Source organism: Streptococcus suis (assembly GCA_002831545.1).
Classification (GTDB): Bacteria; Bacillota; Bacilli; order Lactobacillales; family Streptococcaceae; genus Streptococcus; species Streptococcus suis_P.
The window spans coordinates 2,551,482-2,568,608 of record CP025095.1; the positions used below are offsets into that span (position 1 = coordinate 2,551,482).

General features: G+C 43.3%; 13 protein-coding genes. 1 reads left to right on the forward strand and 12 read right to left on the reverse strand.

Going from position 1 to position 17,127, the window contains the following annotated elements:
• Positions 1-4 precede the first annotated feature (4 nt).
• The 3 genes from CWM22_12515 to CWM22_12525 all read right to left on the reverse strand — a co-directional run bounded on the left by CWM22_12515 (position 5) and on the right by CWM22_12525 (position 8,526).
• Positions 5-283, reverse strand: coding sequence for a PTS ascorbate transporter subunit IIB (locus CWM22_12515; protein ID AUC92657.1), 279 nt, complete (start codon positions 281-283; stop codon positions 5-7).
• Between the two features lie 279 nt (positions 284-562).
• Entirely contained in the window at positions 563-2,011 is a 1,449-nt protein-coding gene (locus CWM22_12520) for a PTS ascorbate transporter subunit IIC (GenBank protein ID AUC92658.1), read from the reverse strand.
• 230 nt (positions 2,012-2,241) lie between these two features.
• A complete protein-coding gene (locus tag CWM22_12525; GenBank protein ID AUC92906.1) occupies positions 2,242-8,526 on the reverse strand; it encodes a pullulanase in 6,285 nt (2,094 codons plus the stop codon).
• A 46-nt stretch (positions 8,527-8,572) separates the two neighbouring features.
• On the opposite strand from CWM22_12525, the gene CWM22_12530 reads away from it, so the two are divergent.
• Positions 8,573-8,671 (forward strand): hypothetical protein, encoded by a 99-nt coding sequence (locus tag CWM22_12530; GenBank protein AUC92659.1) that lies wholly within the window; start codon positions 8,573-8,575, stop codon positions 8,669-8,671.
• Positions 8,672-8,836: 165 nt separating this feature from the next.
• Here the strand turns inward: CWM22_12530 and CWM22_12535 are convergent, their stop codons facing one another.
• From CWM22_12535 to CWM22_12575, 9 genes are all read right to left on the reverse strand, one after another.
• Positions 8,837-9,778: a LacI family transcriptional regulator gene (locus tag CWM22_12535; GenBank protein ID AUC92660.1), complete on the reverse strand. Its 942-nt coding sequence runs from the start codon at positions 9,776-9,778 to the stop codon at positions 8,837-8,839.
• Positions 9,779-10,131: 353 nt separating this feature from the next.
• Positions 10,132-10,371, reverse strand: coding sequence for an ABC transporter related protein (locus tag CWM22_12540; protein ID AUC92661.1), 240 nt, complete (start codon positions 10,369-10,371; stop codon positions 10,132-10,134).
• A gap of 54 nt (positions 10,372-10,425) precedes the next feature.
• Complete coding sequence (locus CWM22_12545) at positions 10,426-10,992, reverse strand: CHAP domain-containing protein (protein AUC92907.1); 567 nt, start codon at positions 10,990-10,992, stop codon at positions 10,426-10,428.
• Positions 10,993-11,329: 337 nt separating this feature from the next.
• Positions 11,330-12,706: a PTS cellobiose transporter subunit IIC gene (locus tag CWM22_12550; protein ID AUC92662.1), complete on the reverse strand. Its 1,377-nt coding sequence runs from the start codon at positions 12,704-12,706 to the stop codon at positions 11,330-11,332.
• A 43-nt stretch (positions 12,707-12,749) separates the two neighbouring features.
• Positions 12,750-13,193, reverse strand: a complete 444-nt coding sequence (locus CWM22_12555; GenBank protein ID AUC92663.1) for a DUF3284 domain-containing protein — start codon at positions 13,191-13,193, stop codon at positions 12,750-12,752.
• Between the two features lie 36 nt (positions 13,194-13,229).
• Positions 13,230-13,562 carry a PTS lactose/cellobiose transporter subunit IIA gene (locus CWM22_12560; GenBank protein ID AUC92664.1) on the reverse strand — a complete coding sequence of 111 codons (333 nt, stop codon included), beginning with the start codon at positions 13,560-13,562 and terminating at the stop codon, positions 13,230-13,232.
• Position 13,563: 1 nt separating this feature from the next.
• On the reverse strand, positions 13,564-13,875 hold the full coding sequence (locus CWM22_12565) for a PTS sugar transporter subunit IIB (GenBank protein ID AUC92665.1): 312 nt from the start codon (positions 13,873-13,875) through the stop codon (positions 13,564-13,566).
• Between the two features lie 12 nt (positions 13,876-13,887).
• A complete protein-coding gene (locus CWM22_12570; GenBank protein AUC92666.1) occupies positions 13,888-15,882 on the reverse strand; it encodes a transcription antiterminator BglG in 1,995 nt (664 codons plus the stop codon).
• 134 nt (positions 15,883-16,016) lie between these two features.
• Positions 16,017-17,126, reverse strand: a complete 1,110-nt coding sequence (locus CWM22_12575; GenBank protein AUC92667.1) for a DUF871 domain-containing protein — start codon at positions 17,124-17,126, stop codon at positions 16,017-16,019.
• Position 17,127 lies beyond the last annotated feature (1 nt).

Below are 17,127 nucleotides of genomic sequence, written 5' to 3' on the forward strand. Positions count from 1 at the left end.
CTATTTATAGCACTGCTTGTAATTTTGTTTTGATTTCGTTGTCGTCCATCAGGTTGTCAAGACCAACCAAATGACCTTTCGTGCGACCTTCCAACTCAGAAATCAAGTGATTTGAAGCAACTACGATATCATATCCCGCCGCTAAACCTTTTGCTTCACCGACTGAGCAAGAAGCTGATTGAAAATCTGTTACGCCGAGTTGACGAAGGGCGTTTTCTACCTTCATCTTGATGACCATAGATGAACCCATGCCGTTACCACAAGCAGTTAATACTTTAACCATCTTATTTTCTCCTTGTTTTTTATAAAATATATTTTGTTGTTTTTCTTAATGAACCAAGTAATAAACGAAGTTTTGTTCTGTTGATTTTCGAATATCTCTCGTCTTACTGAAGAACAGGCACTCAATGAAAATCAGAAGCAGACTAGGAAACGCAGTCGAGGTAGCTTCAACAGTCTAGTAGACTGTTGAAGGTTGGAAATCCTACTTACAATAGTAAGTGTCTTTCGTAGAGTTCACCAAGGCAAGTTGACGACGTATCCTTTTGATTTTCGAAGAGTGTTAGTCAGCTTGCGCCTCACCGCGATAATAAGCTTCCTTATCTTTTGCTTTCGCAAATTGAAGTTGCGGAATAGCCAATAAGAATAAGCAAACAAGAACATAACCAGCAATACCGAGGTACTTAAATGCAAATCCAAATGGCAACCATGGGATTTCGAAGTCGATGTTTCCGTGGTAACCACCGCTCAATTCAAGCAAGCCGACGCAGACTGCACCAAGGGCTACTTGAAGGACACCTGAGAGGAAGGAAAGGATGGCTGCTGCTTTCCAACCACCACGTTTGTCAGCGTACACTGCGATAGCTGCGTTATCGAAGAATACAGGTACGAAACCAGTGATGATGAGGATTGGACTCTTGAAAACAATCAAGAGAACGATTGTAATCAACTGACCGATTAAACCGAAAGCAAAACCTGAAAGAACTGCGTTAGATGAACCAAAGCCGTAAGAAGCTGCAACGTCCACTGCTGGGAATGAACCAGGAAGCAATTTGCTTGAGATACCTTGGAAGGCATTTGTCAATTCTGCTACGAACATACGTACACCCTGCATCAAGATGAAGAGATATACTGAGAAAGTGAAGGCTGTTTGAATAACATACATAAAGAAGGCTTGTTTGGCTGGGTTGTATGGAGCACCTGAAGTGATAACTTCTGGATTTGCCATGATTTCTGGCCCCAAGATGAACAAAATCACACCGAAGAACACAAGCATCAATGTCGCTGAAGCAACAACTGTATCATGGAAGATGTTGAGGAAGCTAGGCAACTTCAAGTTGTCCAAGTTTTCTTCTTTTTTACCAAGTTTTGGTGCAATCTTATCGACAAACCAGATAGCGAATTGTTGTTGGTGACCGATGGCAAATCCACCGCCACCTGTTAATCGTTGGGTTGGCTCAACTGTCATGTTTGAGCTGACTGCCCAGTAAATACCACAGATGATACCAATCGCTGCTGTACCAAATTGATTGCGAAGAGCCGGGATAAGGAAGAGCACCATCAATGAGACTGTTGCCGCTTGTTGTACCATGATGTGTCCAGTGATGAACAGAGTACGTACTTTGGTAACCTTACGTAGTGCCACCAAGAGGATGTTGACACCGAAACCAATCAAGAGAGCTGTTGTAGCTGCCGATACGAAATCAGGAAACTCTTCAGCAATTTTTCCGTTTGCTGCTGCAAGACCGAAGTAAGGGTCAATAACTGCCGCATCGATTTGGAACTTGTGGTTCAAGGCTGCCAAGATTGGACGGAAGGTTGTTACCAAACCACCAGCAGCTACGTTCAAAATCATGTAGCCAACCGTCGCTTTGATAAACCCTGCAAAAACATCATGAGGCTTTTTCTTTAAGAGGGCATAGCCCACCAATACCAAAAGACCTACGAAGAAGGCTGGATTCTGCAGGATATTCTGTGAGAACCAGTTTAATGGGGTTTGAAGGAAATCCATTTTTCATTCTCCTTTTTTGAAATGATTTTTATGGTTTTATTATAAGTTATGTAAGCGGAAACAAAAAGACCAAATAAAGCACAGGCTTGTGTTCACTCTTGGACTATTTACCAAAGTTTTTATTGACTACTTCTAAATCGTAAAATTTAAAAGACGATTTGGTTTCTGCCCACAAAATAAAAAAGAGGTCAAGAACCATAGGGTCCCTAACCTCTTGGGAGGAAAGCATACTATTCTTCTGATTTTTTAGTTCTTCCTTGCGCAGCAACTGTCAAACCAAGTCCAGCAAGTCCGAGACTTAGAAGTGCCAAATCACTTTGATGGTCACCTGTAGCTGGTAGGCTTTCTTTGGTTGATATACTTGTAGTTTGTCCAGACACTTGAGCTGGTGGAGTAGAGAGACTTGGTTTTTCAGCCTCTTTCTTAGCCTCCATACTGCCTTTCACAACAATACGTGTTTCGCTATCAACAACTGTTTCTGATAACAGATTTGTTGCTGCTACCTTACCATCAACCAAAACATCTTGATAAACCAAGACTCGCTTACCTGCCTTACCTTCTTGAAGCACATAAGATTGCCCCTTTGCAAGAGTTTCATCATAGCGAATTTCCTCTACGATAGGAAGAATTTTTTCCTCTGTACGTTCCTTGGTAGTAAAGTCTAGACTTGGTTTTTCTTCAGCAGTAGGCGCTATATCTGGAACTGCCGTAGTGATGTAAGGCAAGCGAATCACCGTTGCAGTCAACGGTGCAAGCACAACTGCATCATCTGTCAATGTCACACCTACCAAATCAGTCAGCGCTGCTATTCCAGCCCGCTTACCATCGACCAGCACTTGACCCTTAAGCAATTCTTTGTAAATATCAGAAAGAACAAAGCTGCGCTCCTTACTGTCGGCATTGACAAAGACAGCATAGCGGTCCCCATTGCTTGCAATGGTTTGATAGGCAATGACCACATCATTTTTGGCAATGCCATTTTGACCTGGAATTGAAATCAAGCTAACCTTCTGTTCAACTTCTTCTTTTGTTCCCAAACGGAAGGCATCTGTAGATTTGCGCAAGGCAATCAATCCTTTTGTAAAGGCCTGAGTACGGGTATTCTCTGGATAGAGCACCTCATCTGTCGCTTTGGTCCAGTCAAACTTGTTGACCGCATCCGATGAATCGTAAGAATCATGAATATAGTATGGATAGTCAAATGGCGTTCCATCTGCATTGGTCAACAAATGCGCCTTGTTTGGCACCTTGTCCTCTGTAACTGGCTCCTTGTAATCAGGATGGCGGAACTGTTTGGTCCGTCCATACTCCTGACCAGAATGGATAAACGGTGTCCCTTGAGCAGTCAAAACTAGCAAGTTACCCAAGCGTTGACGTTGGTGAATTTCAGTATAGTTTTCAGTAACTGACGGATCCTTCTTGATGGACTGAGCGATAATATCAAAGAGGGTCAAGTTATCATGCGCAGCAATATACTGGATCACATCACCTGGATCATCTGCCAAGAAATTGCCTGGCTGTGCCTTGATGTTATTGAAGACAGACTCAACACTCTTAGCACCGCCTGTGATAAAGGCTGGCTGACCTTCGTTTGGATAACCAGATTTAAGTGTATTGCGAATCTCATCTGAGAATACCGCAACAGTATCTGTTGAACTCATCCAGTCTTGGTCCGCTGGCTGAACAGGCTGATTGGCGTCGCCTGTAAAGGTTCTCCAACCTTCACCAAGCATAATGATGTTTGGATTGAGTTTTTGAGCCTCGGTAAAGGCCAGCTCAATCGCTTCGGCATCATGGTCCCCCATCATATCGAAGCGGAAACCATCTACCTTAAACTCATCCACAAGATACTTGATGGAATCAACTAAGACACGACGGCTCATGTAGTGAGTGGTTCCCAGACGACCACCACCAAAGCTTGATTTAGCTGTACCATCTGCCTCCATGAAGTGATAATAGTTTGGCTCTAAATCTTCAAATAAGAAGGTCTTAGAAGTGTGGTTATAGACCACATCCAAAATCACACCCATGCCTTGTTTGTGGATTTCATTGACTAGGTTTTTGAATTCCTCGATGCGTTTCATTGGATCTGTCGGATCTGTAGAATACATACCTGTAAAGGCAAAGTAGCTCTGTGGATCATAACCCCAGTTGTAGTTACTGTTGCTTGACGCGTACTCACTCATCCGCTCTGCATTTTTCAATTCATTGACAAAATAGTAGCTCATAACTGGGAGCAGCTGAATATGGGTCACACCTAGGTCTTTGAGGTAGCTGAGACGTTCTGCAAAGGCCGCAAAAGTACCAAACTGAGCTGTCAATTCATCAGAAATAGCAGGATCGGATGTGAAGTCACGGACATGTGCTTCATAGATAATGGCATCCTCACGCTGGTTGAAGTTAGGAATTGTGGCATAGTTCAAATCACTTGGACCAACTTCTGCTGGGTCCACAATCGCAGCTTTTGCAATCCGATAAGATGGATCTGTATCAGCCAAATCACTATTCCACTCCGCTAAAGATTTAGCATATGGGTCTAAAACAAGAACAGATTGATCCCCACGAGTGATTTCATAATGGTAGTAGTAACCACGATAGTCCGCGATACCAAGATCTGATTGACTGTTCAATTCGAGGTCCCATTGTCCCTTATCGCCCTTGGTCATGGCCAATTTACCGACCACCTTAGACTGGTCATCCTTATCATAAAGAACAACTGCTACACTGTCTGCGCTTGGAGACCAGAGAGTCATATCAACGACACTACCAGCCTGATGCACACGCGCACCAAGCTCTCCATCGTAAGCATAGAGCTCATCCTTCAATTGCCAGCTCATAGTTGTTGTGAAGCTATCATTGCCATATTTGAGGGTATAGCCCGCATTTTCTTTGTTGAAATCCCCGAGGACTCGCACCTTGTTGCTAGTAAGGTCCAAGACAAGGTCCGTCACAGCAACTGTCTGACCATTTTTATCTGTTACAGACAATTTCTCTAAGATGCTATCCTTATCCGCACCTTCCAGCGTTGTAAAGGCTGCTTCTAAAGCTGTTAAACTAACGTGAGAAACACCTGTCACACGGACATTATTGACAAAATAAGGGTTGGTGTAAATAGTCGCATCATCATCCTTGAGGAATATTTGTGTCTGATTTTTCAAATCTGTAAAGCTATAATCTTTCTGTTGAATCTTCACATCATCTCCTGACTTGCTTTCATCCAATAGCAAGAAGCCAATGGAACTTGGTAAATCTGTCAATTTAACATCGATATAGGCACCATACTTGCCTTGGTTTTCAAAATCAATACCATTTGGCCAGTCACCCAAGGCAACATCAGTCACATCTCCCCAGATCCAGAGACCTTTTTGGTCATAATTGCCATCGGTACGGAAGTAATTGATACGGATGTAGCCTTCTTTGAGCGGTTGATAGAGGCTGAGTTGATAGTTTTCATCAAACCAAGCTTCATTCATCTTGGTGCTAATTCGCTCAATGGTCTTGTCACCTGTGATGTTATCACCAGAAGTGTTATTAATCAACAGACTAATCTTGCTAGCTGTTTCATCTTTCATCTTGATGTCCAGATAATAGCCATAGTCATCCTGTTTAGCCGTGCTGAAATTGGTTGCACCTGTTGGCCAAGCACCAAGATCTGACGATGGTTTTTCGACATCATCCCATGTCCATAAACCTAGGCTAGATAAATTATCAGATGGTAGAGTTTTAAAGTGAACACGGAAGTAGCCTGCTTCAATTGGTTCTTCAGTCGCTCCTTGCACACTTGCATTGACGATGTCGCCTGCTTGAGTTTGAAGGAGCATGGTGCCACCTTGACCGATTGTTGGCAGTTCGACTTGAACAACCCATTTACCATCTTTCTCGATAGCTTGATAAGATTTTCCTGTGTAGGCATCTGTGACAACTACCTCCTGACCAGATACTTCAAGCGCCATTTCCTTGTTCTCGGTATTGGTTGAGAAGACAAGATAGGCAGCTTGATCTTGGTAACTGCGTTTGCTAATAAGCCAACCTTGGCTATCATTTCCAGCAAGGGTGCTTGTATCACCACGTGAGAGCAATGTTGAATTGGCATTGCGGAAAGCCAATAATTTCTGATAGTGGTCTGTGATGTCGCTCGTCTCTACCTTGCTCCAATCGAAATCGTACCGGTTGTCATAAACTGGCCAGTTGTTTTGTCCAGATTGACCTAATTCTTCACCGTAGTAGATGACTGGCTGACCTTTAGCAGTAATCAAGAGACTAGCAGCCAATTTCAGTTTATCCAGATTTCCTTCTTTTTCTGCCCCACCGAGACTGTAGAGGAAACCATCTTCGTCGTGACTACCCAAGAATTGACCCAGAGAAGCTGCACTAGTCAGAACCTTGCTACGTTCTTCCAGCTCTTTTCCAGCTGCTTTTAGTTGACCATTGACTAGATATTTGGCAATATCCTTGAAGCCAAAGTCCAACAAGCTATCCATCGTACCGATTCCCAAGTCACCCTTGGTATCCTTATAATTCGCTCCCCAAGTTTCCCCAATCAAGTGGAAGTCAGGATCTCTATCCACCAATTCATTTTTGAAATGTTGCCATGTGGTATCATCAACGTGTTTGACTGTATCGACACGGAAAGCATAGATAGAATTGCCCTTGGCAGTTGTTGAGCGTTCCAACCAAGATGCTTGCCAAGCAACCAACTGATTGCGAACAGCTGCTTCTTCTGTCTTGAAGTCTGGTAATCCAGATAATGAGCCTAATTGGTCATCTCCCTGCTTGTCTTCTTCCTTAGTCCGTACCATACCTGCAAAGGTTTCTTCTGTACCATAGCCAGCATGGTTCAGCACCACGTCAACAACAATGTTTATACCTTTTTCGGCTGCGGCATCAATCAATTCGTGGAAATCAGCTAAACTTCCCAAATGCGGATTTAGTTTCTCAAAATTGGATGCCCAATAACCATGATAAGCATAGTATTCTCCATCTTTTACGCTACCAACATTCTGTGGAATATTTTCCACAATCGGAGTCAACCAGATAGAGTCCACACCCAGTTCTTTCAAGTAGTCCAGCTTGGCTGTCACTCCTTTGAAGTCACCGCCCTGGTAAAGACCGCGTGGGTTGGTGACCGTTCCTTCCACCAGCTTATCATTGCTGGTGTCTCCATTATAGAAACGGTCTGTCATCATGAAGTAGATGACTTGCTCGTCCCAGTCTTTTTCACCTTCTGCCTTGATACGCTCTGTAATGGTTACATCTAGGCTAGTTTCATAGTAGCCGTTGTCCTTGTCATAGACCTTTACAGGAAGACTATATGTACCTGGCGCTGTGCTAGACGTCGCTTTAATGGTCACACGATTGAGCTCAGTAGAGATTGGCACAAGGCCTCCACCGATGGCACTTGTATCGACTTCCATTTTGACAATCTCAGCATTTTCAGGGTTGGTGACAGTTACAGATACCAAGCCGCTTTCATTGTAGTTGAATGGTGCTTTCACACTTGCCCCAACAGTCACATTTTTTGTACCCGGAGTAGCTTTACTTGTATCAAGTTCTACTTTTTCTTCAATAAAATATGGATTGGTATAGACTTTGTCGTCGTCATTGCGAAGGAAAATTTGGCTATGCCGTTTACGATCTGCAAAGGCTAAATCAATGGTTTTATTGCCTGCCAAATCTGGATTATTCTGATTGATTAGCAGAAATCCAAGCTTGGAATCTAAACCGTTTGATAGAGGAATGTCAACATAAGCGCCGTATTTCCCAAGTTTAAAATCAACGGCACCTGTTGGCCAGCCATCACTCGCTTCAGTCGTATCGCCCCAAGTCCAAACGCCCCAACCTTCATAATTGTTGTCTTCACGTGTGTAGTTGATACGGAGGACGTTTTCATCTTTGAGCGGCTCATAGCTAGAAACAGTATAATCACTAGCAATCCAAGCCTCATTTTGTTCCGGAACAAGAAGCTCCACTTTCTGGTCCGATTCTGTTATTTTTTCCCCATCTTTAAGGACCAAATAACCGATTGTGCCTGGTGTCTCAGATTTTTTAATATCAACGTAATGGCCGTAGTCATCTACCTGACTGCTTGAAAAGTTCGCTGTATCCGTTGGCCATTGATTCCCATCGGACGGCTCTGCCACTCCTCCCCAAGTCCAAAGTCCTTGACTTTCTGGTGCTGTTTCATCTACATTTTCAAAGTGCAGACGAATGTTGCCTTCTTCAATAGGAACTTCCTCTGGAGCAACTGCATCGGCTGTTTCTGTTACCGCTGTCGCTTCAGCTACCATAGAATCTGTAGCTTCTATCGCAGTTGTGGTCGCTTCTACCGCGCCGCCATCCTGTTCCGAAAGAATCGTTGAACTAGTTGACGCAGGGAGGACAACTTCCTCTGCCTGCACTAGTTGACCTGCTCCACTTAAAAACAGAGCAGCCGCAATCCCAACAGAGGCTACACCTACATTTAGTTTACGAATGCCAAAAATCTGTTTCTTCTCTAGCATCCCTGTTCGTTTCATATTCTGAACGGATTTCTTTTTCATAGACTCCTCCATATAATACTCAATGAAAATCAAAAACAGACTAGGCGACGCAGATGCAGATAGAACTGAAGTTCATCAAATCAAGTCAACAACGTCTGATTTTGATTTTCGAAGAGTATAAATAAGTTTGAATTGTACACTACCAGTATATACAATTCCAAGGAGTTTTTGCAAACGTTTTCTTAAATGTTAGCGGTAACAAGTTTTTAAGCTACTATCTAACAAAAATAGAATAAACAGCCCCCTCCTCTTTTGCTCCTACACGGTCTGCCGATTAAAAAAGAGACTACTGAGGTGTAGTCTCCCTTTCAATTAAGGTTGCCTGGCAGTAATGCCCCTGTCTAGCCAGAGGCTTGCCATCCAATATCGTCATTAAATGTTTGACGCTAAGAGCCCCCATTTGACGAATCGGCTGCTTCATCGTCGTCAAGGCTGGTCTGGACATCCGATCTAAAAAGAAGCCGTCAAAACCAATCACCCCAACGTCATTCGGAATAGACTTTCCTAGAGCTTGTAAACCTCTTGTAACCCCAAGAGCGAGACGATCCGATGCGCAGATAAAACAGGTGTTTTCTGGTAAATAATCAAGATTTTTCACAAATTCTTCCGCAACACGAGAACGATTTTCCAATCGATAGAGATGAGTTTCTCGGCCCTGCATCGCATCTTTGTAGCCTTCTTCTCTCCCTTTTTCAAAGGCTTCTGGCAAGTCAATCCCTACAAAAACAATCCTCTCATAACCTTTTGATAAAGCAAACTGGGTTGCGGACCTAGTCGCCAAACGATTGTCTGAATCTACAAAAGGAAGGCCTTCTTGATTCTCCCCAAATAAAATCAATGGCTTCCGCAGCCCTTTCAACCAAGGGTAGTCATCCTTGCGAGCGCCAGTCACGATGTAACCATCACATTGATCAGTAATCTGACTTGGATTGGTCACCAACTGCAAAGTATAATTTCGATGATTGAGCTCATCAGCGATTCCTGCAAGAAGGTCGATATAGTACGGCTCTACCACATCCATCTTTTCGAGAATGACAGCCTGAACAATCAGCGTCCGTTGCTGGGCCAAGGCCTTGGCCGCCACATTTGGCTTATAGTTTAATTCTTCCATCGCAGCTGTTACGAGCGTCCGCAACTCTTTTGTAACTTGTTCTGGATGGTTGATGACACGCGAAACAGTCATCTTTGATACATTGGCTAACCTAGCCACATCAGTTAATGTCGTCATAGAACTCCTCCCTAATTCTATTTCTGTTGCTTATCTTTTAGCAAGCAAACAATCAAAATTGTGCAAACGTTTTCTTTAGGTTATTATATACTATTTATTACTAAAAAGTAAAGACCTTTCGAATACATTTATCGTCATTTAGTTTTCCTTCTATTACTCCTTGCCTAACTTCATCTATGCCTGCAGCTCATCGCCTCGTGCTAAAAGTACTATCTAAGAATATCCATTCCCTCTAAACAAAAAATACTCCAACCGCTAGACCAATCAATGTCTAACAATTGAAGTATCATTGTTAAATTCTGTCCATTTTCTGTACGATTATGGAAATGAATAAGATAAATTACTTGCTTAGCTTACTCAACATCTACCTTTTGAATGCGAGCTAAGAATTGCTTAGTACGTTCTTCTTGTGGACGGTCAAAAATGTCTTCTGGTCGGCCTTCTTCAATAATCTGGCCGCCACCCATAAAAATCACTCGGTCTGCCACTGCACGCGCGAAACCCATCTCGTGCGTCACAACCACCATGGTCATACCTTCTTTTGCCAACTGCATCATGACAGCCAAGACCTCACCGATTAACTCAGGATCCAAGGCCGAGGTTGGTTCATCAAAATAGATAATCTCGGTCTTTATATCTCATATTAATTATACTCCAGCTGGTGAGTAAATATAGCTGACTGTTCCTTCGCTAGTTGTTGTTGGATCAAAGAAACCTCGGACATTACTTGGGTAGTATACTCCACCATAGTTTGATTCCTTAACTTGAATGTGACCGTTAGCTGCCACATCTGTTACATAGGCAACATGACCGTAGCCTCCATCTGTCCATACAGCAATAGCGCCAACTTTTGGAGTCGTTCCCACTTCATATCCAAGCGCTGCCGCACTAGCTGCCCAATCTCCACCATTACCCCAATAGTTTCCAACCCAAGGAGCCATTTCTTTGGCACCCCAAGTACACTGACCCGCTGGATAGGTATTAGCCGTATATTCCACAGCAACCTCTGACACCATATTGGTAGCCAAAGCAGCCTTTGCAGCGGCAGCAGCTTTGGCTGCTTTTTTTGCAGCTTCAACCTTTTTTGTTAACGCTGATACTGTCGGACTATCGCTTATAACTGTGTCATCTGCACTGACATTCACCATTCCCGACCATAAAAGATTTCCTATGAGGGCTGTAAACAGTCCCAATTTGAATTGTTTTTTTATCATTTGATAACTCATAATATTTAATTCCTTCGTGTTTTTTATGCCCTATCTATCCTAAGGGATAATCCTTGCAGAGAGCTTAAAGAAATGTAACAAATATTACAGACAACTTGCAATCTCTTAACAATCACAGTGTCCGAACTTTTTGTCAAAAAACGACCTCCAATACGGAAGTCGTTTTCTATTTAGCGTAATTATTTTCTCCTACTTCTAAGTACACTGAGTAAAATGAACACCAAACCAGATATAATGTTTAGATATTTATTCCCATAAAGCGGACTAGTCGCGATAAGGAAAAATCCTAGCGCCAATAAGAAAGGAGATTTGTTCTTGGAAAACATTAGTCCTCACCAGCCTTAACCTTGTTGGCCGCAATGACAAATGGTGTCCAAATCAAGAAGGCAACAAAGAGGTTGAAGAGCGAAACCAGGGCCGCCATAATGTTACCACCTGTTGCCAAATAAGCGTATAGACCTGGCGGGGTAATCCAAGGTACAGCTAGAAAGACAGGAGGAATGAGTCCAGCAGCAGTCGCTAAATAAGCAATCGCTGCACAAATCGGTGGTACAATAAGCCATGGAATAACAAAGAGCGGATTTAAGACCATCGGAATACCAAAGGTAATCGGCTCGTTGATGTTAAAGACTCCCATCGGAGCTGATAGCTTGGCAACCATCTTGTATTCTTCCCGTTTAGAGAAGATGAAAATTGCAATAATCAGAGCCAGGGTCACGCCTGATCCCCCCATTTGAGCATAGGCGTCAAAGGATCCACGTGTCCAAAGCCAAGGCAAATCTGCAACACTTCTTGTTGCTTCATAGGCAGCAGTATTCTCATTCAGGGCGATGAGGTAAATTCCATCCATGACCGGTGCCAAGACATTGTGTCCATGCAAACCAAAGAACCAGAAAAGTTGAACGAGGAAGGTTAGGAGTACGACTGAGCCAAGTCCTTGCGATAAACCAAGTAAAGGCATCTGAATATAGGTTGACACCACATCACTCAAGGACTGACCAGATACAGAAAATACGAGATAAGCCACAATTGAAGATGCGTAGATAGCTGCTGTACCAGGAATAATAGCCGCAAAAGCCTTGTTGACTGCTGGTGGAACAGTGTCTGGTAGCTTGATGATGATATTGCGTTTCACTAGGCTTGCATAGACAAAAGTCGCCAGGAAGCCAATAAACATGGCTGTGAAGAGACCTGTTGCTCCACCATATTTCAGCGCAATCGCTCCCCATTCACTGGTTTCCAATATAGAAACACCATCAGTAGTGACAATGGTCAAACCAAGCCCTTCCAGAGCAGTAATAACCGATTTATCCACCCCTTCCAAAGCAGTTGAAATGGTAAGGCTTTGAGGAATGGTTGAAATGAAGGATGCGAAGGAAATCAAACCGCCCGCTAAAGGATTGACCTTGTACATCAGAGACAAGTTGTAACCAAAGGCAAAGGCAAAGACAAGCGCCATAATCCCAATGGTTCCAAAATAAACATAGCCATTGATGTTAATGATAGGCTGCATAGCTTCTGCAAAGCCTGTCCAACCCATATTGTTTGGAATATCCCTCAAAAAGACATTGAGCAGGACGGCCACCGTACCAGCCATTGTAATCGGCATCATGGAGATAAAGGAATCACGAATGGCAATCAAATGACGTTGCGAGCCGATTTTTCCTGATATTTCCATGAACTTTTCAGAAATATTTGACATAATCTGTCTCCTTTTCTATTTTTTTATTGTTGTATAAACAAAATCACGATGTCGAAGCACCTTCTTTAGAATACCGAATCAGTGCTTCTAATTGAGCATCTGTCTGCCGTTTCAAACTCTTAGAGAAGACTTTCTCCATTAAAAAGTAGTTCCCTCTCATAAATAAGTCTGCCGCTTCCATTTCATAAGAGTATTCAATCTCTGTTTGATTGTCCCCCAAAGCGTGCAAATCATAGCGGATATACTCTTTTCCTCGATTGGAATGAAAACAAACAGCATAACGATAGGGAGCAAGAAATTCCTCTACATGCACCTTGACACTATGCTCTCCTTTGTTTCCAAATGTTTTTACATAGGTCAACCCCTTCTGGATATCTTGATCAAGAAGAGGACGTCCAGTATTTTGCTGATAATCCTCTTTCAAGGACCGACCAATCGTAGCAAACAATTGTTCAATTGGAACCTGTCCTATTTTTTTGATTTTCATACCTGTCCTCCTATCTCCGTTATCCAACAAGGTGGCCTAGCCACAATTCTTCTGTTCAGCTAAACGCTTATAGAGCTCCACTACTTCCTTGGCCATATCAATAAAAGTCAGGGCATTCATCAAGTGGTCTTGTCCATGCACCATTAGCAAGGTCACTTCCACCGTTTGCCCACCAGCCTCTTTGGCTAGTAGACCTGTTTGTGACTTATGGGCAATATTTAGGGAGGTGTTTGCTTCTTGAAGCAAGTGCTCTGCCGTCTGGAAATCCTCCTGCTTGGCCGCTTGAATCGCCTGAACAGCATAGCCTTTTGCCTCTCCCCCATACATAATAAGCCCCATAATCGCTTCTAAGTATTCCGGAGAGTTCATACTAGTCCTCCATTAGTGCCAAAGCAGCATCGAGCACCTTAGCACCATTCATCACTCCATAATCCATCATATTGATTGCATCAACCTTGATTGCAGGCTCGAACTTAGCCTTGTAGTCATTTAGCAAAAATTTAACCTGTGGACCTAGCAAAAGGACATCAATCTCCTTTTGACTAACTTCACTATCAGCTTCTGATACAGGGACTGCCCAAATCGTTGCCTCTATCCCCTTTTCTTCTGCCGCTTTCTGCATCTTGGTCACCAACATACTAGTAGACATACCAGCATTGCACACTAACATAATTTGTTTCATAAAAAACTCCTCCTACCCCTGTTTCTGAATCAAGGGAATAAATATATCGACTAATTCCTGATAGCTAGGATTTTGCACTAGCCTTTCTTGCAAGGACCTGTCTTGGACAAATTCAACCAGACAAGGTGAAATATACTTCAGATGCGGATTCCGACCTTTAGACGGAGATAGAAGAAAGACAAACTGCACCTTCTTCCCCTCTTCCCATTCAACCGCTTCCTTACAAACTCCAACCACAATCTGCTCAGAGAAAGTCAGGGGAATAGCTGGATGCGGAAAGGCCAACAGTTCTCCAAAAACGACCGAGCTATAGGACTCTCTCACATTTACCTGCTCCCTAAATTGTTCCACAAAGCCTGATTCCTTGGCTTCATCCAAACACGCTATTAGTTGCAACAAGGTCCTATCTCGACTCATCTTTTTGTCCAAAGAGACTATTCGCAAGGGTGAAAATACAGCCTCTGCAATCTGTCTCGCCTGCTCTTCCTCCATAGGCAAAGCCTCGTTCTGCTCAACTCGGACAGGTGTCACTTGTTGAAGATAGGAGCGAATTGCCTCGATATCCTGCTCCGATAGGAAAACACTGACGGTGATAACAGGTGTCAGGAAAATTAAATTGGACAAGCTAATCGAAGAAATAATCAGGTCTACATCTCTTAAACGTTCCTCTGTTACCTCGTAGTAACTCACAACATCTGCAATTTCCAAGCTTGTTGCAAATTCCTTTTCCAAACGATTTCGCAACATTAAAGCGCTTCCAATTCCGGTCGCACAGACGACCAATACCCGCAACTTTTTCCGCCCCTCGTATCGCTCAATTGCAGCCAATACATGCAGGGTCAGGTAGGCCCATTCGTCATCCGAAATGCTATAGGCCAACAAGGTGGGCATAGAAGCAAAAGCTTGCTTGGTCAGCTCAAATACTTCTATATAATCCCTATGGATATCAGCCACCAAGGGATTAGCCAACTGAATCTGGTGCTCCAACCGCGTCCGTAAGGGAAGCAAATGAGCGACAATCCCCTTGAAAAGCTGTCGATCTTTTACCAAATCCAGACCAGTCAACTGAGAGAGAGTCTGTAAACAAGTTTCAACTTCTTCCTCCAAACCGTCCTCCAAGTCTGAAAGCTGACTAGGGTTCCCCGTCAACTTGACCTTCAGGTGTAGAGCAATATAGTTAGCTTCTTCTACAGGAATCGCCACTTGAAATTCTGTTTCAATTCGTTCGATAATTCGTCCAGCAACCTGATATTCCTTGGAAGATTGAATCTGATCAGATATTGGAAATCGCTCTAAACTAGCTCCCCCCTTCATTCGTTGTAAGAGCAGAGCGATATGAAGAACCAGGTTTTGCATCACAAAATCAGACAGGCGAAGTTTGGCATCACGACACTCATCCAAGACAATCAACATCAGGTCTGTAAACCGAATGTCTGGTAGGAGCTGACTTTCCACCAAACCATAAAGAGACTGACCATTCCCTTGTCCAAAAAAGTAATCCATGATGAAGTGCCGAATAGCAGGCTCCTCCCCGCTTAATTCTACACCTCTCCGTGTGAACAACAGTTCCAGTTGGTAAGGAGCAAATAAATTGCGAATATCCGCGATGATAGAATGCAGGGTTGTTTTTCCGATAAACAGCTCTCGTTGCAAACGATCCATGGACTGAATTGGATTTTCAAATAATAACTTACTTAAAACATACCGTTGTCGGTCCGTCGCTTCCTCCAGTTGCCGTAAGTCCGTCACCTGCTTTTTCAACCGTAGCTGTTCTTGCCAAAACATTTCAAACTCAACCGGTCTCTCTACCAGCAAACAGTAGCCCTTACTTTGTTTGGACAAAATAGAAGCACCGCTAGCCTCTAGCGAAAGAGAGAGTTGTTGGACATACTTTCTTGCTGTTCGATCACTGACACCCAAAGCCTTTGCCAGTTCTATACTAGATACAAAGTCCCCTTGTTTTGTCAGTAAATAATCTGCCAGACGAACTTCTTTTTTAGATAGCATACTCCCTCCTCTCCGCAAGATTTATACGAAATATAACAAGACTAGTAAGCTAGAGCCTGTTGATAAAAACATATTTTTATATTTCTATTGTAGCATATCCTCAGGCTACAAGGGTTCTCTTTTTTTCCGTATTGTTAATGAAAGGAATCGGACGCAACGATTCGCAATCGAAAGGATTGCCAAGGCTTGATAAAAGTGAGCAAGGGCAGATAGTCAGGGCAAATTCGTCCAACCCGATTCACTTTTGAACTAACGGTGAACTCCCTCAAAGCTATTTGTAACTCTCCCTTGTAACGACCATATAGGTCATTGTCAATCAAGACATCCCCTCGCTGCACAAGTATTTCCCTGTCTGTATGTGCAGGAATAGCAGCATTCTTGTAGACAATACGGGGCATGGTCGACCGAAGTAGGTAAGCTGAAATGTCCCCACGATAAACATGATCAAACTCAATGATTTCCCGCTCCACAGCTGTCACTTGCCCAGTAAGTTCTACAGGTAAACAAATGTCCTCTTCTTCCAAGATAGATTGAATAGACTGTAGCTCCTCCTCCGAGATGAACTGATTGGAAATCAAAATTGAATCAATTAAACCTGTCGCCTTCATCCAAGCAATTTGCAAAGGAAGAGGCAGGAACCGATGGTCTTCTAAAGTTGGTAGACCTTCAGATAAAGGCCACGGTCCTTCCGTTGCAGACTGGGCAGTCACAAAAGCTGCCGTCTGTATGCCTTCTTGGTGATAGAAAGAAGACATTTCTAAAAAATGCTCTTCTGCTAGTCCTGTATAGGCGTGTGGATAGAAATTATGACAGGCAACAATGTTATCCCTATTTGCGTCACTAGCTAGCAGTTGCGTCAGTAAGACCTTATCGGTACTCAGATTTAGTTCAATCTTGAGCCCGTAAGGATTCTGTGTCAAGCTGACAATCTCCTCCAAAGGCAAGGCCTCATCCAGACGAATCCCTGTCAGCCCTAAACCATGGGCTTCTTCAATGAGTGATTTTTGCCAGCCCTGTGCCTCTATAAAACTCGGACTAAGATCCGCAATCACGACTATCCCCAACTGATGAGCATAGGCAATCAAGTCCCGATAGAGTTGCAAGGCTTCTTGGGCATTCCCCCCAAGCTGCAAGAGGCTCATAAACATTCGCCGTGCTCCATAACGCCCCAGCAAGTCTATATAAGCCTTAGACTCTTCCAATGAATAGTTTTCTGGATAGATTGAAAAACCAAATTGAACCATT